The 19,185-nt window shown below is 41.8% G+C and carries 20 protein-coding genes; 18 read left to right on the plus strand and 2 right to left on the minus strand.

From position 1 onward, the window contains the following. Nucleotides 1–43 precede the first annotated feature (43 nt). The 4 genes from JGK11_RS25075 (at nt 44) to JGK11_RS25090 (ending at nt 5,443) form a co-directional block, all read left to right on the plus strand. On the plus strand, nt 44–979 hold the full coding sequence (locus tag JGK11_RS25075; RefSeq protein WP_293213270.1) for an NAD-dependent epimerase/dehydratase family protein: 936 nt from the start codon (nt 44–46) through the stop codon (nt 977–979). A 174-nt stretch (nt 980–1,153) separates the two neighbouring features. Further along, nucleotides 1,154–2,068 (plus strand): Rpn family recombination-promoting nuclease/putative transposase, encoded by a 915-nt coding sequence (locus JGK11_RS25080; RefSeq protein ID WP_293189661.1) that lies wholly within the window; start codon nt 1,154–1,156, stop codon nt 2,066–2,068. Between the two features lie 213 nt (nt 2,069–2,281). Beyond that, complete coding sequence (locus JGK11_RS25085) at nt 2,282–4,477, plus strand: serine/threonine-protein kinase (protein ID WP_293213272.1); 2,196 nt, start codon at nt 2,282–2,284, stop codon at nt 4,475–4,477. 78 nt (nt 4,478–4,555) lie between these two features. Beyond that, the gene (locus JGK11_RS25090; protein WP_293206124.1) at nt 4,556–5,443 is read left to right on the plus strand and encodes an Rpn family recombination-promoting nuclease/putative transposase; all 888 of its coding nucleotides are present in this window, start codon (nt 4,556–4,558) and stop codon (nt 5,441–5,443) included. 173 nt (nt 5,444–5,616) lie between these two features. On the opposite strand, the gene JGK11_RS25095 is transcribed toward JGK11_RS25090, so the two are convergent. Further along, the gene (locus JGK11_RS25095) at nt 5,617–6,354 is read right to left on the minus strand and encodes a hypothetical protein (RefSeq protein WP_293213274.1); all 738 of its coding nucleotides are present in this window, start codon (nt 6,352–6,354) and stop codon (nt 5,617–5,619) included. Beyond that, nucleotides 6,351–6,677, minus strand: a complete 327-nt coding sequence (locus tag JGK11_RS25100; protein ID WP_293174790.1) for an MgPME-cyclase complex family protein — start codon at nt 6,675–6,677, stop codon at nt 6,351–6,353. Before JGK11_RS25100 ends, JGK11_RS25095 begins: the two co-directional genes overlap by 4 nt. Nucleotides 6,678–7,004: 327 nt before the next feature. On the opposite strand from JGK11_RS25100, the gene cas10 reads away from it, so the two are divergent. From cas10 to JGK11_RS25170, 14 genes are all read left to right on the plus strand, one after another. Then, complete coding sequence (cas10, locus tag JGK11_RS25105; RefSeq protein ID WP_293213276.1) at nt 7,005–9,266, plus strand: type III-B CRISPR-associated protein Cas10/Cmr2; 2,262 nt, start codon at nt 7,005–7,007, stop codon at nt 9,264–9,266. Then, nucleotides 9,263–9,988 (plus strand): RAMP superfamily CRISPR-associated protein, encoded by a 726-nt coding sequence (locus JGK11_RS25110; protein ID WP_293206131.1) that lies wholly within the window; start codon nt 9,263–9,265, stop codon nt 9,986–9,988. The genes cas10 and JGK11_RS25110 overlap by 4 nt, the downstream gene beginning before the upstream one ends. Further along, nucleotides 9,975–11,243 carry a CRISPR-associated RAMP protein Csx10 gene (gene csx10 / locus JGK11_RS25115; RefSeq protein WP_293174781.1) on the plus strand — a complete coding sequence of 423 codons (1,269 nt, stop codon included), beginning with the start codon at nt 9,975–9,977 and terminating at the stop codon, nt 11,241–11,243. Before JGK11_RS25110 ends, csx10 begins: the two co-directional genes overlap by 14 nt. Continuing rightward, nucleotides 11,240–11,668 (plus strand): hypothetical protein, encoded by a 429-nt coding sequence (locus tag JGK11_RS25120; RefSeq protein WP_293174778.1) that lies wholly within the window; start codon nt 11,240–11,242, stop codon nt 11,666–11,668. Before csx10 ends, JGK11_RS25120 begins: the two co-directional genes overlap by 4 nt. Before the next feature lie 42 nt (nt 11,669–11,710). After that, nucleotides 11,711–12,832, plus strand: a complete 1,122-nt coding sequence (locus JGK11_RS25125; protein WP_293174775.1) for a putative CRISPR-associated protein — start codon at nt 11,711–11,713, stop codon at nt 12,830–12,832. A gap of 53 nt (nt 12,833–12,885) precedes the next feature. After that, nucleotides 12,886–13,737 carry a CRISPR-associated RAMP protein Csx7 gene (csx7, locus tag JGK11_RS25130; protein ID WP_293213278.1) on the plus strand — a complete coding sequence of 284 codons (852 nt, stop codon included), beginning with the start codon at nt 12,886–12,888 and terminating at the stop codon, nt 13,735–13,737. Nucleotides 13,738–13,744: 7 nt separating this feature from the next. Beyond that, complete coding sequence (locus tag JGK11_RS25135; protein WP_293213280.1) at nt 13,745–14,365, plus strand: hypothetical protein; 621 nt, start codon at nt 13,745–13,747, stop codon at nt 14,363–14,365. 29 nt (nt 14,366–14,394) lie between these two features. Beyond that, the gene (locus JGK11_RS25140) at nt 14,395–15,354 is read left to right on the plus strand and encodes an RAMP superfamily CRISPR-associated protein (RefSeq protein WP_293206133.1); all 960 of its coding nucleotides are present in this window, start codon (nt 14,395–14,397) and stop codon (nt 15,352–15,354) included. After that, the gene (locus JGK11_RS25145) at nt 15,351–15,827 is read left to right on the plus strand and encodes a hypothetical protein (protein ID WP_293213282.1); all 477 of its coding nucleotides are present in this window, start codon (nt 15,351–15,353) and stop codon (nt 15,825–15,827) included. Before JGK11_RS25140 ends, JGK11_RS25145 begins: the two co-directional genes overlap by 4 nt. Further along, nucleotides 15,824–16,903, plus strand: coding sequence for an RAMP superfamily CRISPR-associated protein (locus JGK11_RS25150; RefSeq protein WP_293213284.1), 1,080 nt, complete (start codon nt 15,824–15,826; stop codon nt 16,901–16,903). Before JGK11_RS25145 ends, JGK11_RS25150 begins: the two co-directional genes overlap by 4 nt. A gap of 2 nt (nt 16,904–16,905) precedes the next feature. After that, nucleotides 16,906–17,541: a hypothetical protein gene (locus JGK11_RS25155; protein ID WP_293174758.1), complete on the plus strand. Its 636-nt coding sequence runs from the start codon at nt 16,906–16,908 to the stop codon at nt 17,539–17,541. 236 nt (nt 17,542–17,777) lie between these two features. Further along, nucleotides 17,778–18,008, plus strand: coding sequence for a hypothetical protein (locus JGK11_RS25160; RefSeq protein ID WP_293174755.1), 231 nt, complete (start codon nt 17,778–17,780; stop codon nt 18,006–18,008). A gap of 170 nt (nt 18,009–18,178) precedes the next feature. Then, entirely contained in the window at nt 18,179–18,400 is a 222-nt protein-coding gene (locus JGK11_RS25165; RefSeq protein ID WP_293174752.1) for a hypothetical protein, read from the plus strand. Between the two features lie 3 nt (nt 18,401–18,403). Further along, the gene (locus JGK11_RS25170) at nt 18,404–18,898 is read left to right on the plus strand and encodes a hypothetical protein (protein WP_293174749.1); all 495 of its coding nucleotides are present in this window, start codon (nt 18,404–18,406) and stop codon (nt 18,896–18,898) included. Nucleotides 18,899–19,185: the final 287 nt, after the last annotated feature.

Raw genomic sequence — 19,185 nt, forward strand, 5'->3', positions numbered from 1 at the left:
TATTGTAATATATTGAGACTAACTGTAAGGAGCATCGGAAATAATGCGAATTTTAATGATGGGCGGTACTAGGTTTATTGGGGTTTATCTTACTAAGATTTTAGCAGCACAAGGGCATGAAGTGGTGTTGTTTAACCGGGGCAATAAGCCTGTGCCGGTTGCGGGGGTGAAACAGATTTTGGGCGATCGCACAAATGTTGCACAATTGCAAGAACAGTTATCGGCGGTTGAGTTTGACGCGGTTTTTGACAACAACGGTCGGGAATTGAGCGATACAAAGCCTTTAGCTGAGATATTTAAGGGGCGGGTGCAGCACTTTGTTTATATGAGTTCTGCGGGGGTTTATTTGAAATCCGACCAAATGCCTCATATCGAAGGAGACGCTACGGATCCGAAAAGCCGACATTTGGGTAAGTGCGACACGGAAAATTATTTAGCCGAGTCCGGTTTGCCTTGGACTTCGATCCGCCCGACTTATATTTATGGGCCTCAAAATTATAACGATTTGGAGGCTTGGTTTTTCGATCGCATTGCGCGCGATCGCCCGATTCCGATTCCTGGTAACGGGATGCACTTCACGCAGTTGGGGCACTGTCAGGATTTGGCGATGGCGATGGCGGGGGTTTTGGGGAATGAAAGGGCGATCGGGCAAATTTATAACGTTTCGGGCGATCGATTTGTCACCTTTGATGGTTTAGCGCGCGCCTGCATTCAAGCCGCAGGCAAATCACCCGATGCTATTAAGATTGTACACTACGATCCGAAACAATTTGACTTTGGTAAAAAGAAAGCTTTCCCCATGAGATTGCAGCACTTTTTCGCCTCAGTTAATAAAGCTGTCACCGAACTTAACTGGAAACCGGAGTTTGACTTAGTTTCGGGATTGAAAGATTCATTTCAGAATGATTATGTAGTTTCGGGAAGGGACAAAGCTGAGATAAATTTTTCCGTTGACGATCAGATTTTGAAAGCCCTTTAAACTAAAATTAGACTGAGGTACCTGCGACTTCAGAAACCCGGTTTCTTCGTAGATTTATCCTGATTGTTGGCAAAAATCGTAGAAACCGGGTTTCTAGCCCATGCGTCTAAACCATGTTAAATCAAAGTAAAGTGCACAGCCTGCACTCTAACTATCTGAGGTGAAAAGAATAACATGAGATTCATCAATCCCAAAATTGACTTTGCCTTCAAGAGAATATTTGGCTCGAATCAAAATACAGATATTCTGATTAGTTTCTTAAATGCCCTGCTTTATGACGGGGAAGCCATCGTTGAAAGTTTAGAAATCATCGATCCTTCTTTAGTCCCTCCGATAGTCGGACTTAAAAACAGCTACTTAGATGTCAAAGCCAGACTAAACGACGGCACATTTGTAATTATCGAAATGCAAGTTTTGAACGTGCAGGCATTTAGCAAGCGAGTTTTGTACAATGCTGCCAAAACTTATGCACTGCAACTAACAATGGGAGAACTTTACCGACAATTGCGGCCCGTGATTGCTTTGACTATCACAGATTTTAAAATGTTTGATGATTCTCAAGATGTGATTTCGCATTTTATTTTCAAAGAAAGAACTCGCCTGTCTGATTATCCCGATAATCAGATGGAGTTAGTATTCGTAGAGTTGCCAAAATTCCAGAAAGAATTGGAGGAATTAAAAACAATCGCCGACAAGTGGATTTACTTTATTAAAACTACTGGAAGTTTGAATGAAGTACCTCAAGCAATGGCTACAGTTCCGCAAATTCAGAGAGCTTTTGAAATTGCGAATCAAGTTAGTTTGACACGAGAGGAATTTGATATGTTGCAAGAGCAAGAGTTTTTGATTCAAGATCAGGAGGGTTCTGTGGCTCTAAGCAGGGAAGAAGGCAGGGAAGAAGGCAAGAAACAAGGACAAATAGAGTTAACTATGCGTTTGCTGAATCGCCGTTTAGGTCAACTAAACCCGGATGTTCAAACCCAGATCGGCGAATTGTCGATCGACAAATTGGATGATTTAACAGAAGCCCTGTTAGATTTCTCCAACGCGGAAGATTTGACTGCTTGGTTGGAGGTTAATTCTCAATAAACTAACCACTCTTTTTTGAAGTAAAACTGTCAGAGCAAAGATGATTCGCTGACTATTTTACCACTTGTCGGCAGAATCATCTTGTAAGTTTACAGACTTTCTGCTGTAAAGCCGATCGCAAATTAGTTAAACTGAATCAGATACAAAACCTCTCCCCAAACCCCTGTTTTACTCCGAAAGGGGAGAAAAACTCGGAAATATCAGGTAAATTTCATGCTTGGAATCACACTCGGCACTCGCTACAGCATTATCCGTCACTTGGGAGGCGGCGGATTTGCTCAAACTTATTTAGCTGAAGATAAGCAGCTACCAGGTAATCACCTGTGCGTCGTCAAGCAGCTTAAACCTCAAGCAACCGATCCCGAAACTTTACAGATAGCAAGACGTTTGTTTGATACGGAAGCACAAGTTTTGTATAAGTTGGGAAATCACGATCGCATTCCGCAACTTTTTGCTTACTTTGAAGAAAATCAAGAGTTTTATCTCGTTCAAGAATTTATCGAAGGCCACGATTTAAGTCAAGAAATTACACCCCCCCAAACCCCCCCTTACCAAGGGGGGGCTGGAGTTGCCTCCCCCCCTTACCAAGGGGGGGCTGGAGTTGGCTCCCCCCCTTACCAAGGGGGGGCTGGGGGGGGTTCTTCTAGAAATGCCGGAGGTATGAAAGAAGATGAAGTGATTGCAATTTTGCAGGAACTTCTGGAAATTTTAGATTTTGTACACCAGCAAAATGTGATTCACCGCGATGTCAATCCGCGCAATATCCTGCGCCGAGATCGAGATGGTAAGTTAGTGTTAATTGACTTCGGCGCAGTCAAGGAAATTACTACTCAAATTACTAATCCTCAGCCCAAGAATAGCCTAAGTGTGAGCATCGGTACTCCCGGTTATATGCCCAGCGAACAAGCTCACGGTAATCCGAAACTCAGCAGCGATATTTATGCAGCAGGTGCGATCGCAATTCAGTTCCTTACGGGCATAAATCCGCACCAAATGCCGAAAAATCCTGATACAGAGGAAATTATTTGGCAGGATAAAGCATCGGTGAGTCCTGAATTTGCCAAGATTTTAGATCGGATGGTAAAGTACGATTTTCGGCAGCGTTATTCCAGTGCTGGTGAAACACTGGAAGCTATTAAAGAGTTGCAAAAATCTTTCAGCGGTACTGTTCCGATATTACCTCCGGTTGTTGCTGCAAAAAAGCTGCCTCAACCGCGACAAAAACTATATTTTAAAATTGGCGCAATCGCCAGTTTTATTGGTATCACTATTCTAGCATCAATTTATGGTGTCAATACTTTTAATTCTGCAAATGCAACTGACTTGCACAATCGAGGGATTACTCTTTACAATTTAAGCAAGTTTGAAGAAGCTCTAGCAGCTTACGAACGAGCCATAACTCTCCGCCCGGATTATGCGGAAGTTTGGCAGGAAAAAGCTAAAACTTTATATGAGTTGAAAAAATACAAGGAATCACAGTCAGCCTACGATAAAGCTATAGAATTAAAGCCGGAGTATTTGGAGGCTTGGACGGGACGCGGTTATGCTTTGGATAAGTTAGAACAGTCAAAGGAGGCGATCGCATCTTTTGACAACGCTTTGAAAATCCAACCAGACTATCCCGCAGCGTGGGAAGGTAGAGGCGATGCTTTGTTAGACTCGCAGCGGTATGAAGAGGCGATCGCATCCTACGAAAAAGCCGTACATTTTCAGCCAAATTTGTACCTTGCGTGGTACAATCGCGGCCAAGCTCACCAAAATTTAAAACAGTACGATCGCGCTGTAGAATCCTATCAAAAAGCAGTTGAAATTAAATTCGACAATTCTGATGCTTGGTACAATTTAGGCAATGTTTTCCTAGAATTGAACAAAAACCAAGAAGCTTTTGAAGCTTATGAAAAAGCCGTGCGGTTTCAGCCTAATTTTTATCAAGCTTGGTATAGTAAAGGCATAGCTTTGCTGAAAATGCGCCGACATGAAGAAGCGGTAGAAGCTTACGAAAAAGCTGTTAAATTAAAACCGGATTATCATCAAGCATGGTATAATTTAGGTTGGTCTTACCACGAATTACGCAAGTACGAATCAGCTATTGAGTGTTACAGTAAAGCCTTGGATTTAAATCCGAAAGAATCTCAAGGCTGGTACAATAGAGGTAATGCTCAGTACAATTTAAAGCGGTACGAAGATGCGATCGCCTCTTACAACGAAGCTGTCTATGTCAAACCGGACTATTCGGAAGCCTGGTACAGCCGCGGTAACGCCCTTGTAGCGGTGAAAAGATTCGGAGATGCGATCGCCTCTTACGACAAAGCAATTCGCTACAAGCCGGATTATGGAGCGGCTGTGGAGGCAAAAAAACGGGCCGAAAGTCAGTTAGGAAACAATCCGCAACAGCTTCAACGACAATAACAGGACTTATATCATATTAGGAATCTGCCAACCCCATGATGTAGTATTAATTTATCTCTCTTTCTTTGCAAATATTTCATGCGACGAGATTCAATCTTCTACAAAATGTTCGGGCAAGCGCCAACTTTACTGTTCGATCTACTGGCTACAACTCCAGCAAATGCTGCCAATTATCGCTTTGACTCGGTTGCAGTCAAAGAACCTAAATTTGAAATTGATGGCGTATTTTTGCCACCAGAATCTGAAGGTGCAGGCATCGTCTATTTTTGTGAAGTTCAGTTTCAAAAAGATGAACAACTTTACGAAAGGTTGTTTGGCGAATCATTTTTATATTTTTACCGCAATCGCAGTCGTTATAGCGATTGGCAAGCTGTGGTGATTTATCCATCTCGTAGCATTGAACAAAGCGATGTTTATCCTTATCGAGCTCTGCTCAACAGCAATCAAGTGCATCGGGTGTGCTTAGATGAGTTGGGGGATATTCGGGCCTTGCCTTTGGGAATTGCGCTGATGGTGTTGACGACTGTCGAAGAGGCTCAAGCACCAGCAGAAGCAAGATATTTGCTGAGCCGAATGGAGCAAGAAGTTGCCCCAGAAGCCAGCCGTGACATAATAGAACTATTGACGACTATTATGTCATACAAATTTACACAGTTAAGTCGAGCGGAGGTGGAATCGATGTTGGGAATTACACTACAGGAAACGAGGTTCTATCAAGAAGCTAAAGCGGAAGGATTGCAGCAAGGATTGCAGCAAGGATTACAGCAAGGACGACAAGCAGAAGCCTGTGCGCTGATTGTCCGACAATTGACTCGTCGGTTACAGCAGGAAATGTCTGAGGAAATGCGATCGCGCCTTGCTAATCTTCCCTTGCCGATACTCGAAGATTTGAGTGAGGCGCTGTTGGATTTTGCTACTGGGGCGGATTTGCAGGCTTGGCTGGAGGCGCAGCAGTCGGAAATATAAGAATTTTGCGAACTTGTCCGTGCGATCGCAACATTTGAATCGAGATCCACATCCAACTCAAGCAGGTATCGAAGGCATCTTGCAAAATTTTAAATACGACGATCGCTCATTTCTATTTAACGGGCGATCGTCACTTTTGTCAAGCTATATATTGTGCTGGCGTAAGTCCTGTTTTACCTAACAGCAGGACTAATTACCGTAACACGGCGGCTGTCTACCAACATCGGCCAAAAACCGCGATCGCTCAATGCTTTTACCGCCGCAGTAGCAGCGTTTTGATCCGTTGTATAAGCAACGAATAAAAAGGGACGTTGGCCGTAGGAAGCTAAGCCTACTTGCGTACCCAATGCTTGCTTGACTTGGCCGGCTAATTCCGGTTGATTGAAGTAATCTACTAACACGGCGTAACCGGGGCCGAGGGCTTGGGGATTGAACCCACTATTCCCAGTCTGGGGATTGGCGATTGGTTCTGAACCTGGTGCTGGCTGGGGGTTGTAGACTGGCAGGTTTTGGGGAAGTGCTGCTGCGGGCGATCGAACTACGTAAGCCTGCAATCCGACAACATCTTTGATGTATTTAACCCAATCGATCGCAATTTGCGAGTTACGAAACCCACCAACCCTCGTCACAGTATCATTAATGTACCGACAAACTGTATTGTCATTATTTCCGGGAAAAGAGCGTTTTGCTTTTTCTTGCTGTTCCGGTGTTCGGGTGACAATTAACAGTAGATATTCGTCGGACTTCGGTGGTTCGCAGCTTGACTGAGCTTTAGCAGAACTCGCCAAAATTGTCAATGTCAAAATTGCGATCGAAGTAGCAGAAAATAGGGGAATAGACACAATAAAATTGTACAATTCTTCCCTAAATTTTCCTAACTTCGCTGTGGATTTTTTTGCTTGTTTATTCATGCTGTCTGTAGGGAAGCGAGGGCATCGGGAATAGTTGCTGACGGGGCTTGAAATTCACCTGTAAGTACATATTCTAATCGCAGTTTCAACCAAGTGATGAATACAGGATCTGTGGAAACAATTGCTGCTGCTGGTTGAGGGCATTTTGCTTTAATTGCTGCCATTGCCGGTGCTTCTAGGAAAGCGGGTTGTTTGACCAACCAGAAATCTATTTGTTTTTCTTGTTCGTGGTAGTTGCGAGTTCTTTCTTTAAACACTTCATCAAGGGCTTCTTCTTCTAGCAAAAAGCGTTGGCTGGCTAAAACGTAGTAGTAGGTTTGCATTTTTGTCGTTGTTAGGGGTTGGTAGTTGGCGGTGAATGTCGCCTGTATCTGTGAGTTTTGTCGATTCAGTATGAATTTGCCGAGTTGTGGCAGTTCGAGAACCTTAGACTATTGTGCCGTTTACTTTACCTTATTTGTTGTCATTTTGGGTAGGTGCAGCGCCAGTTATGTCTGAAAAATGATTGGTTTGAGGGGAGTTGGGGGAGTTGGGGATTATTTTTCTGGGGGTTGATTTTTGTGGAAAATTTAGGTGACAATAGTAAATTAGATAGAGTTGCACGTTGAAGAATTACAAATTATTAAGGCAATCTTGGGCTGTCATACCGGATGAGGAGTGGTTTGCATATGGACAGTATTGCGATCGGTATTGCTTGGTGTGTCGCGTGGGGCGATCGGCGGAAACCTCAATTTGATCTAAGCGTGTTGCAGGAAATGCGACGGGCGTTGACTTCTGGGGAGGAAGTGCCGCCCCAGGTGAGGGAAATTGTCGATCGGGTCAGGGCACTAGAGAAACTTGAGTTTCCTCAAACTCTCGAAAAACTAACCGAGCTGACAGAGACACATTCGGTATTGTGGGAATCTAAAATTGGTTTAGTTTACGGCGGCGCAACCAAAATCAAGCAATATGTATTTGAAGCGGCAAAACTACCGGATATTCGTGGCGCGTCAGCTTTACTAGACAGAATTAATTTAGTCGATATTCCTGCTTTCTTTGGCGAACCCCAAAAATCTGTTTCAGTTTCCCAATGGCTAAAGGAAAACTTTCCCACTTTAGAAGCAGCTTTAGTTAAAGAATTACTTGTTTATTACAAAGGCGGCAATATCCTCGCTTTTTGTCCGGCTGCATTTGTGGACGATCTAGCTAATGCCATTGAAAAACGCTATACTTACGAGACTTTGACGGCGAATTCCTGTGCTGTTGGAGAGAAATTTAAGCTGTTAGAAATTCGCTTAGGATTGTTGCCAGATAATATTCAAGATACTTTCTGGTTAGAAAAATACCGTCAGGCAAATTCTGAATCCGATCGCGTTAAAAGAGAATTGGTCAAAGCTTGTTTTGGTTATCCCAAAAATGATTCTGAAGAAGTTGATTTTTTTCAGAATCGGAAAAGTTTTAACGAATTAACTACTAGGTTGGCGATTTTATTCAATCAGCGCCGGAGTGGAAATGATTTTCCTAATCGCCCCAGTCGTCGTTATCCGCCAATGTTTGAAACGCATCCTTATTTAAGGAGAGATGAGAGCGATCGACGATCGGCTATCGCCAGAATTAGCGATCTTCCGGGCAATCCATCACTATCTGAATCATTAGTTCGCAAGCGGATTGTAGGTCAAATAGCTAAACGAGAGGTATTTCAGGAAAATTTACCGACTTGGTTTACAAATCTAGGTCTTGATTGGCAGCCGACTGGCATTAGAATTAAAAGTTGGGTAGCAGAATTTGAGGATTACTTAAATAAGCCAGAAAATAGTCAACTAGCTAGCGACTATTATACCATCGATCCTCAGCCTGAAGAAGCCAGATCTCTCAGAGAAATTGGCAATGCTTCTCAAGGTTTTGTCGCCTATATTTATGCAGATGGCAATAATATGGGCGGCTACATTCAGCAAATTCAAACTCCACAAGAGTACAAGAAATTCAGTGAAAATATTTTCCAAGCAACTGAACAATCTGTTTATAAAGCATTAGCAGAGCATCTCAGACCTCATCTACTGAACAATTTAACCGATCCAGATAACGAAGACCGCAACGATCGCTGGATTCATCCTTTTGAGATTTTGGCGATCGGCGGCGATGATGTGATGTTGATTGTGCCAGCCGATCGAGCTTTGGCGATCGCTAAAACCATCGGCGAAGAATTTGAAAATATATTGCTACAAACAGGTGGTTATAGACTAGATAATAGCCGTCCTAGTTACGCAGCACACCGCTATTCACCAGAAAAAGCAACTCCTTCTCATTGCAAGTTAAGTATGTCAGCAGGAGTCTTAATTACAGCAGAGGATACCCCAATTTATTACGCTCAGAAGCTGACAAATCAGCTCCTCAAATCAGCTAAAAAATCTGGCAAAACATTGAAAGATGCTGGATATTTGGGAGGAACCATAGATTTTTTAGTAATGAAATCTGTCACCATGATTGCATCGAGTATTGAAGATTTTCGTAAAGAAGGTTTAACGATGAATCGAGGAGCCAAACTGAAGCTATATGCTGCACCTTATACCTTACATGAAATAGGTGGATTAATTCAATCTGTCAAAGCTTTGCAAAAAGCTGAATTTCCCAAATCGCAACTCTATCAAATTCGCAGTTTTCTAGAACGAGGAAAACAAACGACAATCCTCAATTACCGCTATTTCCGAACCAGACTGAAACAAGGCAAGGCAGAATTAAGAGCAGAATTTGAGGATGCTTGGTGCAAACCAAAAGACAAAGAAAATAAGGGAAATTTAGCTCCTTGGATGTTCGATTTAAAAGAGGGAGTTTATGAAACCATCTGGCGAGAACTTGTGGATATTTACGATTTCATTGAAGAAGATTCCGAACCAATTTCCGAAGAATTAGCAAATATGGAGGTAGACTCATGATTGTTCTCAATGAACTTTCAAATTTAGTTGAAACTTATACACTTACAGCAGTAATTGATACGGCTTTGTGCGTAGGTGCCGGCGGTTCCTCCGGTTCCCTAGCAGATAAGCCGATCGTCCGCAATTCAGAAGACAACTTGTTAATTCCCGGTTCTCAAATCAAAGGCCGCCTCCGTCACGAATGCGAGAAAATTGCGAGAGGTTTGGGGTGGGAAATTTGCGAATCTCCGAATGCCGGTAAAATGGTTGTCCGCAGAGAGAATGCACCGAATAAATTTAAGCGCAACGAATACGAAGTATTAGGATATAATGATACTTATCACTGTTTAATTAGTCAAATTTTCGGCGATCCAGTTTTGCCGTCGCGCATAATTATTGACGACTTAATTTGCACAGAAGACCCGGAAAATTTAGCTGAATTTATACGTCCGGGAGTCACAATTAATCGCCGCCGTCGCACCGCTGAAGAAAACAAACTTTACTTTTTAGAGACTTCTCCGCCGAATGTTTCACTGAAGTTTAAAGGTCAAATTCATCTGTTACCAAATTGTCCCAGTTATGCGAAACCTCTGATGTTGGCTGGTTTCAAGCACATTCACGCATTAGGTGGAAGTAAATCGGCAGGTTTGGGATGGCTGAGTTGGGAAACTTTACCGAATTTTGAAGTTACTGATGCAGATTGGGATTGTCTAGCGAAGGGAGGGGAAAATGCAGCGAATTGAACTGGAAATTAAGGTTTTGTCTCCTTTGGCGATCGCGCGCCAGAAACCGGGAGGTTCGATTAGCGAAGCTGTAGACTATATCCCCGGTACGGTGATTCGGGGTGCTGTGGCTGCTCAGATTTTGGATCTATCAAATGGGCGATCGACTGATTTGACCAAAAATGGCGGCGATTTTCAAGCTTTATTCTTGAGTGAACATCCCGCAATTTTTCAAAATGCTTATCCAGCACTGATATTTGATGGCGATCTAGTCTCTAAAGATACATTTGAAGAATATGGAGTTTTACCTGCAACAGCACTCAGTTCTAAAAATAAGCCTGGTTTCAAAGAGGAAGAGGACGATCCAGAAAGAAATGGCGTTTTTGACACTTTAATCGATCGCTTTTGTGCTGAAGGTTATGGACATCCCTACGATCCAAATTGCCCAAAAGATGGAGGGAGAGTCGATTCTGCTGGAATTACTTTTTATGGTAAATTCGACGATATGTATCACAGTCTTAAGGTCAACAAACGCCTACTAACGCGAGTTGGGATTAATCGTCGCAGGGCTACATCGGAGGAAGAAATACTTTACAGCCTGGAAGTTTTGAATGAATCTCAGGAAACCAAACAAAATCCTGTTTACTATCTAGGTGCGATTTTAGTGGAAGACGATTTAGCAGAATCTCTGCGAAATTTCATTCAGGATCGCCATCAAAATTTTCGGTTGGGCGGTTCGACTTCCAGAGGATTGGGGAAAGTTGAAATTCAGACAAAAAATCCTGTTGATGCTAAGATAGATGTGAGCGATCGCATCGATGAATTCAATCAAAGGCTAAAAGAGCGTTGGGACAAATGGGTAGTTTTTGGCAGTCCTATTAAAGAGTCACCAACAAAGCTAACTTACTTCACCCTGGACTTGCAATCTGATGCTATACTGACTGAAAACTGGCGACGTACAACTGTAATATCTGAAAAGATGTTGCACCAGTTTGCAGGGGTTGAAGCTCAAGATAAATCTTTGCGTTTGGAGGCGGCTTACAGCAGTTATGATTTTCTGTCTGGTTGGAATGCGGGCTGGGGGTTGATGAAAGATGTAGAGCTGATTACCACGAAAGGAGCGGTTTATTTGTTCAGTACAACTCAACCAGAGCTTTGGATTCAGAGATTGGGAGAGTTGGAAATGAGGGGATTGGGCGATCGAACTTCTGAAGGCTTCGGTCAAATTCAAATTTGCAACGATTTTCACCTTATATTTAGAGACAAGCCAGTATGAGTATAAGCACAGAGCAAAAAATAGAGTTAGAAGTACAAAGATCTATTCGCCAAGTAGAAGACGATCTAGTCATTTGGATTCAGGATGCTTTAGATACTTGTCAATATGGCAAGTCGGGAAAAGAAGAACTAGAGGAATCACAGTTCCGCAACTTAGTCCGCGTTGCTGACACAACTGATAGTGCAGAAGTTATTAAAAACTTTGTGCGATATCAAGTAGGAAGAGATAGAAAATGGGGAAGGGGGGAAGAATCTTTAGCGACAAGGCTGATTCAAGATATTGATGGTAACATTAAAAATAGTGCTGGAATAATTGCAGAATGTTCTCAAACTGACTTTAAACCTATTTGGCTGGAACTAATTCGCCGTTATTTAGGTTATGGCTCTCGACATCTCAAGTATTTGAAAGATGGACAAAATCTCTAACTATCTATAACAGTCTTCCATAAATTAATAGGAGATTTTGAAATGATTAAGACAGTTATATGCTCCGTGGGTATCAGCGCTGCCAGAAAAATTTCAGGAGTTAAACCGCGGGAGCTAACTAATTGGGTTAGACAGCAACAAAGTATGGAATGTGCTGCTGAAACAATATTTTCTACTTTCCGTGATATCCGTCCAGAAGGAGAAAGCTTGAAGAACGACTTATCCGCGGAAATTCATTCTCTTGTTCGGATTGGGATTACCAATCAAGATAGAATAATTTTGCTTGCTTCAAGTACGGACGACGGATATTGCTGCGCTCTTGCGGTTGAGAAATATCTAAAACATCATTGGGAGGGTATATATGCCAAAGCAGAATCAGTTCCGGGGCTTCAAGTTATAGATCCCGATCTTTTCCGAACAACAGGAGTAGTTGAATTTGTACAGCGCATTATTAAAGAAGTTAATAGCTATGAGGCAAGTAATATTATTCTGAATCCGACTGGAGGATATAAAGCACTGGTTCCTTACACAGTTTTACTGGGGATGTTGAAAGGAGTTAAGTGTGATTATATTTTTGAACAGTCAACTACAGTTATAGAATTACCTCCACTTCCTGTAGAATTTAAGCGATCGCAATTTGAAGCTTATAAAGATTTACTAGAAAAGATTGAGCGTGAGACAGCAATTACTCAAGCAGAATGGGAAAATAATGTCCCTTATTCTGAAAGAGAAGCGTTTAAGCCACTAATTGAGTTTTCCGAGGAAGGAGTAACTATTTCTGGTGTAGGTTTCTTGTTTCTTGAGGAAATGCGTAAACCTTCAGTTTTAGTCCCCTTTCTTTCTCAAAAAGCTATTAGAGATTGTTTTGATAATCTGGCACAACTAAGACAGTGTGATCCATTTGCTTTTTTGTTGAAGGCTGCTAGTTCCAAAGATGGTTTTCAACAATATGAACATATTAACGTTGGGAATGGGTTGCGCTGGCTCAAGCCTGGTAGAACAACCGATCGCTATTTAGTATCTGTGGAAGATTGGCGTATGCTGGTGTGGAGAGCAATCCGCGAAGATCAGGAGGGTCCAAAATATGCAAGTAAGGTTACAGTCGATCCTACAACTGAACGGCGATCGTATGCTCCTTTCATGCGTATGGAATTTGTGAAATAATTGATGTGTTCAGTTGGTTAAGTCTGAATTAACTTAATTACGTAGGTAAGTTTATGTTTGATACATTCAAAAATCGACTGGAAATCACAGGAACACTTACAACAGTAACGGCATTACGCATTAGTGCCGGACGTTCCACTGAGCCCATCGGCTCCGATTTACCAGTAATCAAAGATGCTTTGGGTAGACCTTTAATTCCCGGTTCAAGCTTTAAAGGTGCTCTGCGATCGCGCTTAGAGAGCTTCCTTCGAGGTATTGACCCAAATTTAGCAGAAGATCCGGCTAACTACACAACTTCAACTAGAAACAATCAAGTCAAAGCTTTCAAAGAAAAGTACAAAAATAATGACTTAAATTTAACACAAGAACTCATCGGTATAACCGACGATATTGGTAGTTTATTTGGCACTCCTTGGATGGCTAGTAAATTCCAAGTTCGCGACTTAACCGTACAACCCGATGCGTGGTTTGGACAATATCAAGAACGAGATGGTGTAGCCATTGACAGAGACACAGAAACCGCCGCAGATGGCAAACTTTACGACTACCAAGTTGTCCCCGCCGCAACACCGTTTGATTTTAAAGCAGTAGTTGAAAATGCTCACGATTGGGAATTGGGTTTATTGATGATTGGTTTGCACCAATTTGAGACAGAACAAATACCTCTCGGAGGCGGACGATCGCGCGGCTTAGGTGTGGTTAAACTAGAAATTGATAAAATGCGCTGGGTTGATGTCGAAAACCATCCCAAATTTTTGTTAGAATACTTACAAAAGTTAGTCATGGGAGATGAAACGGCTTATGAAGATGCGGCAGATTATAAAGATGAGTGGGTACAAAAGCTGATCGATCGACTGACTCCTCAACAAGCAAAATCATCTGAAACTCTAACTCAGACACAATGAGGTAAATATGGCTTTTAGCAATTATCAAGAACTCGGCGAAGTTCTTCAAAAATTTCAGATTTACTACACAGAAGTCAATTTCATCGGCGAAACTGAGTTGAGTATCCCTAGCTACTTTCTAGAAGATTTGAAAATTGTCATGGAGGATGGATTACCTGATGATTCAGAATTTACAATTTGTGAGAACTTGATTTATCCAGTTATTAAAGAAGTTTGGAAACATTATCGTACTAAGTTTGTTTTGTGGAGTCATAAATATCTCACGGATTGCGAAAACCCTGACAGGTTTCCTGAATATATTTTGGCTAAACGATCTCATTTGGGAAAAGTCGTTTTTGATAAACCTTATTTGGTATTAGTCGATGCTAAGCAAGATAGATTTCATGAAGGGTGGGTTCAATGTCTTGTTGAAATGATTGTTGCACAGCAGACTGGCGATCAAAAAAATAACACTATCTTTGGAATTGTTTCGCACGGTAAACTTTGGGAATTTGGCAAACTTGAAGGAGATCAATTTATATGCAATAGAAAATCCTATACAATTCAAGAAATCGATCGACTCTTTGCTGCCGTTAACTATGTTTTTCAGCAATGCGAAATTCAGCTAAATGAGTTAGTAGCTGCTTAATTCTAAATCATCTCTCGACCTACTAAACTATGCACAAACGATTTGTCAATCATTGTACCATTGACTTAACTCTCATTCCTGACGGGCCGATTCTGATAAAATCCGGTAAAGAAGGAGCCGATCCGACTAAACCGGATATGGAATTTGTCGAGACTTACCACGCAGGAGGCAAGTCAATTTATCTACCGGGAAGCAGTTTAAAAGGTGCTATTCGCGCTCATGCTGAGAGAATTGTCAGAACCATAGGAACAGATAGTAATCCTAATAATCCAGACATTCTCTGGGCTAACGATCCATTGAATGACAATTACGATTACTTACAGAAGAAATCATCCAGCGATATTTACAAGTTATCTTCATTTACCGATCGCATTTTCGGCAACACTTCAATTGCTAGCAGACTTAGAATAGAAGATGCTCACCCAATTGATAAGAAACAGCTTAAAATTCAAGAACGAAATGGAGTCGCGATCGATCGCGTTTTCGGTTCCGTAGCAGTCGGCCCCTTTAACTATCAAGTCTGCACCGCTGGAGAATTTCGCACCAAAATACATCTCAAAAACTTTTCGTTAGCACAATTAGGCTTAATTGGCTTAGTTTTGCGAGACTTAAATGATGGCTGGTTTGGGATTGGTTTTGCTAAATCTCGCGGTTTGGGCACAGTCATAGTTAAATATAACTCGGCTGTGGTTCAGTATCCCGGTTGTATATTAGATAAAGATAATCGCCAAATTAAACAAATAGTAAAATCCGGTCGATGGGGACACGCTTTCTTGCTGGGTGCAGGAGAGTTTTTAGAGGCTGATGAAGCCGGAAATTACGGCTTTTCTCAACCCGATCGCGAACAAACTCCAATTGCTGCTGAACCAATGGATTTAGGTTTTGGAGTGCAGCTAAAATGGCAAGGTGATGGTGAGACTGGTGTACCCAATTTATTTAAATGTGCAGTTTCTGCTTGGAGTAAGCTTTTAACAGGTGCTGTAGCATGAATACAGGTTTTGTATATGTTCGATCGCGTTTATCACCGGATGAAGTCAAAAAGTTGCTAGAAGAGTTAGCAACTGAGGAAAGTTACTATTTTGTGCGATCGCCCCACGCAGTCAGTGGCATTTGCAGGAAATTGCCCGATGAGTTTTCTCTGGGCTTTGAAGGGCAGATGTTTAATAGCGATCGCGAATTGCGCTGGAAAAAGCAGGGAAGTGTATATGAAGCGTTAATCCTGAGCCGGGTTCCAGCCGATTTAGAGGGATTTGAGGCGATCGGCGAAAATTGGGAATGCTGCGATCGCGCTGCTTACTTTCACAGCCTTGACGAACCCAAATTCCCTAAAACTTTTATCTATAAAGGAAAAAATGATGAAAAAATCGAATCTAATGATATTAGCATAGGTCAGCGATACTTTCAAGACCAAAGAACTGCCACCGTTCATTTTGTCGCCCTCACCGTCAGGAGTAAAAAATGACTAATAATCCCGTACCTAAACTCCGAGGTTCTACACCGCCACCAAGCCGCCCAGTTTCTAATAACTATGCTGGGGAAATGGGAGTACCTAAACCTTATGAATTAATTAGTTTTCCCAATGAACACCCGCCGAAAAAAGCTCCTGCCGGACATCACAAATATTTGGTCGATCGCCTGCACGGAACTTTGTTTATCACTTTGAAAGTTCAGACTACTTTGCACGTCTCTACAGGCGTAGTTGTCATGGGTAGCGACATAGGCAGCCGCGTCCCTTTAATCAAAACAATGGTTCAAAATATTGACCAAAAACTATCAATTCAAGGTAGTTCTCTCAAAGGCTGCATCCGATCGGCATACGAAGCCATTACTAATAGCACTTTAGCAGTAATTACATCAAGATACAAAGATAAAATTCCGTCCGATCGCCTGCCTTGTAAAAATAAACAAGAACTCTGTCCGGCAAGTCAAGTATTCGGTGCTTTAGATTGGCAAGGGCTAATTGAATTCAGCGATGCTAAATGCGAAAAAACAGGTTTTGCTACTGGATTTATGCCATCTTTATATCGTCCCCGTCCTGACCAAAGAAGAGCATATTTTAACCAAAGAGGTAATGTAGCTGGACGCAAGTTTTATTATCACACAATTAGAGCGATCGACAAAGGTCAAAATCAAGGCATTACTGTTCAGCAAGCTGCTAAAGAGTATACTTTTAAAACACAGATACAATTCAAAAATTTAACGCCAGCAGAGTTGGGAACGCTTTTGATTGTGCTGGGCCAAGATCCAAAATATGCGATCGCACTTAAGGTAGGTGGCGGAAAGCCGATCGGCATGGGAACGATGACTGTGGAGGTAACAGCAGCAAAGGTGTTGCAGAATCAGGGAGATTTGCGCGATCGCTATTCCTCCTACAATCCTCCAGAATCTGAGAGCATAACGGGCACAAAATTGCAACAGTTCATGCAGAAAAATATTCAAGCTGCTCATTCTAGCTTAGTGCAAGCAACTCAACTGCAACAACTAGCTGAAGTGTTAAAATATCCGACCGATCGCGAACCTCCAACAGGAATGTATTAAAGATGTCGAATACTGAATTAGTCACAGAATCTTTGACCGAACACCAGTGGGGAATTGCTCACGCGATCGCGCAAACTCTGGTAAAAGAACAAACCGATGTCAATGAATTGGGAAAGGCGATCGCCTATCTTCGCGCTTCAGTCAATGAGTCCAATGCGGGAGCGAGGTTTTTCAAATACTTGAAAACCTTAGTCAGTAATGGCAGACAAATCGGTCACAGCAAAAAAACATCTGACTATTACCAGAATATTGACGAAGCTTGCACCAAGTATCTTCAAAGCGAACAAACTAATCCGCAGAAAATGCTGGAAATTTTAGGTTGGTCAGCACGTCTGATGAGATATTACAGAGAAGCTGTGCCAATTGAGGAAATTGTTGCGCCAGTAGCCGAGTCAGCGCGGCAAGCGGAAATTGCTCAAGTTATGCAGTCTGAAAAGTTTGAAATTGGTCAAATCTTGGCAGCTACTGTTATTGCCGTAAAAGCAAATAAGGTAACTTATGAAATTCTGGGAACTATTAAGCTGACGGAAAAAGAACCCAAAAAAGCTAGTTCTCTCCAAGAAGGACAAGCTGTCGCAGTCAAGATTGTCGCTATCAAGGAAGATGGGAATCTCAAAAGTGTAAAATGTGTGGACTGATCTAGCCATCAAATCTACCAACTTTTACGGATTATAACAATAGTCCGGACAGTGTTTAGGTCGTAGTCTGAAACCCTCGATTTTCCGTTGGCAGCTCGCCCAATCGCCCTAAACCCCTTATTTGAGACTGGACAACCAAAAACTGTCTGCGGAAGTATTGTTACAACAGGGTTGCACATGAGTTATGAAAAGGTTTAGAATGGTTAGTGTAAGATTCTTAAAAACTTTAGTTGTTTATGGATAGCCCCCAAATGGTCAACTCTAAACTATCTCTAGCTAACTCTCAGCCGTTTATGGAGAAATACCAAAACGAATCTGACTATTACTCAGCATTGAACCGTTCCGAGTCCACTCAAAAGAAAGTCAAACAGAAGTATTGTGTAGCTTGCTATACAGTTTTCTGGGGAAATGCTGTTCCAGGCTACTTTGTCTCGTCACAAAAGTCCGAATACCGACTTGTAGCCTAACAGAAAACGGCGCAGCTTAAATAATTAGCTCCTAAAAGCAGCCCATTGTGTCAGCTAGCGTTTGCCTATAAACTAGGAACTGCCCACATGAATATATCCAGTTCCTAGTTTTAAACAAAGCCCAAGAATCTGTGATAGTTTTTCTAAGATAATACCTAAGGATGACACAAATGAATGATGTAGAAAAAAACAAAGTTTATCTGGTGACTGGTGTAGTAATAGCTATTGACGAGAGCGATGGGATATTAATAGCAGGGATGTTATCAGATAGTCCTTTTACTGCGGAAGAGCCAGAGTCAAAACAGACACAAAATTTGGTAGGCAATTTTGCATTTACCAGGCAAAAAGCCAAGTTTTTAAGAGACCGTCTTAATGAATTTTTGCAGGAATAGACAATGACAGTAATCACAAACTCAAGAGCAGAACTTCAAAGCTCAAAATCGAATCCAAAAACTTTTAAATTCTTTGAATTCCCTCCTTCTCCTCTGAAACCAAAGCAGTCATTTAAATCGCCTACTGCTCCTGTTGAAGTACAGGAATTAGTCCAGAAGTTAGCCAAGATAGATGGTGTCGCCAAAGTTAGAGCAATAGCTCCTAGAACGGAAGACATTCACTGGATTGAGTTTGAATTAGAACTATGCCCTGAAACAGAGTTGGATTATGAAACTTGGGACAAAATCCAAGACTTAGTAATTGATTGTGAATGGGATTTACGCGATAAAACTAATGAAAAATGGTACTTTGACGAAAAACTCGTGGAAAAGTTTGTCAAAATCCAAGACGGAGCGAAAGAAGTTGCTCGATCGGAAATAATAACTTTGTCAAGTCCTACAAGTTATTATAATCCAGTTAAGTCTGGCAGTAATTGGTATGTTATAGCTAGAACTTAAAACAATTAGGCGTTGCTGAATAGAGACATAATTCATCGACGATCTCGATACACACGGCAAGGGAGAATAACCGTTCATTCCTACCCAAATTTATATCTGCGATCGGCAACGCCAAAGATTAAATTACTGAACAAACTAGAAAGTAGCTGTTGATTTTTATGCCGAGCGAACAGTCCCATCGCGAACAAGCTAAGGGACTTCCAAATAAATAATCATGCCAATACTGGCTCAGGGCGGTAAAAAATATCGATAAACCATTTACCGAGATTCAAGGGTTTGTCGTTGAC

The sequence above is a fragment of the Microcoleus sp. PH2017_34_RAT_O_A genome, assembly GCF_020737885.1.
Taxonomy (GTDB): domain Bacteria; phylum Cyanobacteriota; class Cyanobacteriia; order Cyanobacteriales; family Microcoleaceae; genus Microcoleus.

What these genes read in the sequence shown, in the direction of transcription:
- JGK11_RS25075 (WP_293213270.1), top strand. Translation starts at nt 44, where the DNA reads ATGCGAATTTTAATGATGGGCGGTACTAGGTTTATTGGGGTTTATCTT.
- JGK11_RS25080 (WP_293189661.1), top strand. Translation starts at nt 1,154, where the DNA reads ATGAGATTCATCAATCCCAAAATTGACTTTGCCTTCAAGAGAATATTT.
- JGK11_RS25085 (WP_293213272.1), top strand. Translation starts at nt 2,282, where the DNA reads ATGCTTGGAATCACACTCGGCACTCGCTACAGCATTATCCGTCACTTG.
- JGK11_RS25090 (WP_293206124.1), top strand. Translation starts at nt 4,556, where the DNA reads ATGCGACGAGATTCAATCTTCTACAAAATGTTCGGGCAAGCGCCAACT.
- JGK11_RS25095 (WP_293213274.1), bottom strand. Translation starts at nt 6,354, where the DNA reads ATGAATAAACAAGCAAAAAAATCCACAGCGAAGTTAGGAAAATTTAGG.
- JGK11_RS25100 (WP_293174790.1), bottom strand. Translation starts at nt 6,677, where the DNA reads ATGCAAACCTACTACTACGTTTTAGCCAGCCAACGCTTTTTGCTAGAA.
- cas10 (WP_293213276.1), top strand. Translation starts at nt 7,005, where the DNA reads ATGAGGAGTGGTTTGCATATGGACAGTATTGCGATCGGTATTGCTTGG.
- JGK11_RS25110 (WP_293206131.1), top strand. Translation starts at nt 9,263, where the DNA reads ATGATTGTTCTCAATGAACTTTCAAATTTAGTTGAAACTTATACACTT.
- csx10 (WP_293174781.1), top strand. Translation starts at nt 9,975, where the DNA reads ATGCAGCGAATTGAACTGGAAATTAAGGTTTTGTCTCCTTTGGCGATC.
- JGK11_RS25120 (WP_293174778.1), top strand. Translation starts at nt 11,240, where the DNA reads ATGAGTATAAGCACAGAGCAAAAAATAGAGTTAGAAGTACAAAGATCT.
- JGK11_RS25125 (WP_293174775.1), top strand. Translation starts at nt 11,711, where the DNA reads ATGATTAAGACAGTTATATGCTCCGTGGGTATCAGCGCTGCCAGAAAA.
- csx7 (WP_293213278.1), top strand. Translation starts at nt 12,886, where the DNA reads ATGTTTGATACATTCAAAAATCGACTGGAAATCACAGGAACACTTACA.
- JGK11_RS25135 (WP_293213280.1), top strand. Translation starts at nt 13,745, where the DNA reads ATGGCTTTTAGCAATTATCAAGAACTCGGCGAAGTTCTTCAAAAATTT.
- JGK11_RS25140 (WP_293206133.1), top strand. Translation starts at nt 14,395, where the DNA reads ATGCACAAACGATTTGTCAATCATTGTACCATTGACTTAACTCTCATT.
- JGK11_RS25145 (WP_293213282.1), top strand. Translation starts at nt 15,351, where the DNA reads ATGAATACAGGTTTTGTATATGTTCGATCGCGTTTATCACCGGATGAA.
- JGK11_RS25150 (WP_293213284.1), top strand. Translation starts at nt 15,824, where the DNA reads ATGACTAATAATCCCGTACCTAAACTCCGAGGTTCTACACCGCCACCA.
- JGK11_RS25155 (WP_293174758.1), top strand. Translation starts at nt 16,906, where the DNA reads ATGTCGAATACTGAATTAGTCACAGAATCTTTGACCGAACACCAGTGG.
- JGK11_RS25160 (WP_293174755.1), top strand. Translation starts at nt 17,778, where the DNA reads ATGGATAGCCCCCAAATGGTCAACTCTAAACTATCTCTAGCTAACTCT.
- JGK11_RS25165 (WP_293174752.1), top strand. Translation starts at nt 18,179, where the DNA reads ATGAATGATGTAGAAAAAAACAAAGTTTATCTGGTGACTGGTGTAGTA.
- JGK11_RS25170 (WP_293174749.1), top strand. Translation starts at nt 18,404, where the DNA reads ATGACAGTAATCACAAACTCAAGAGCAGAACTTCAAAGCTCAAAATCG.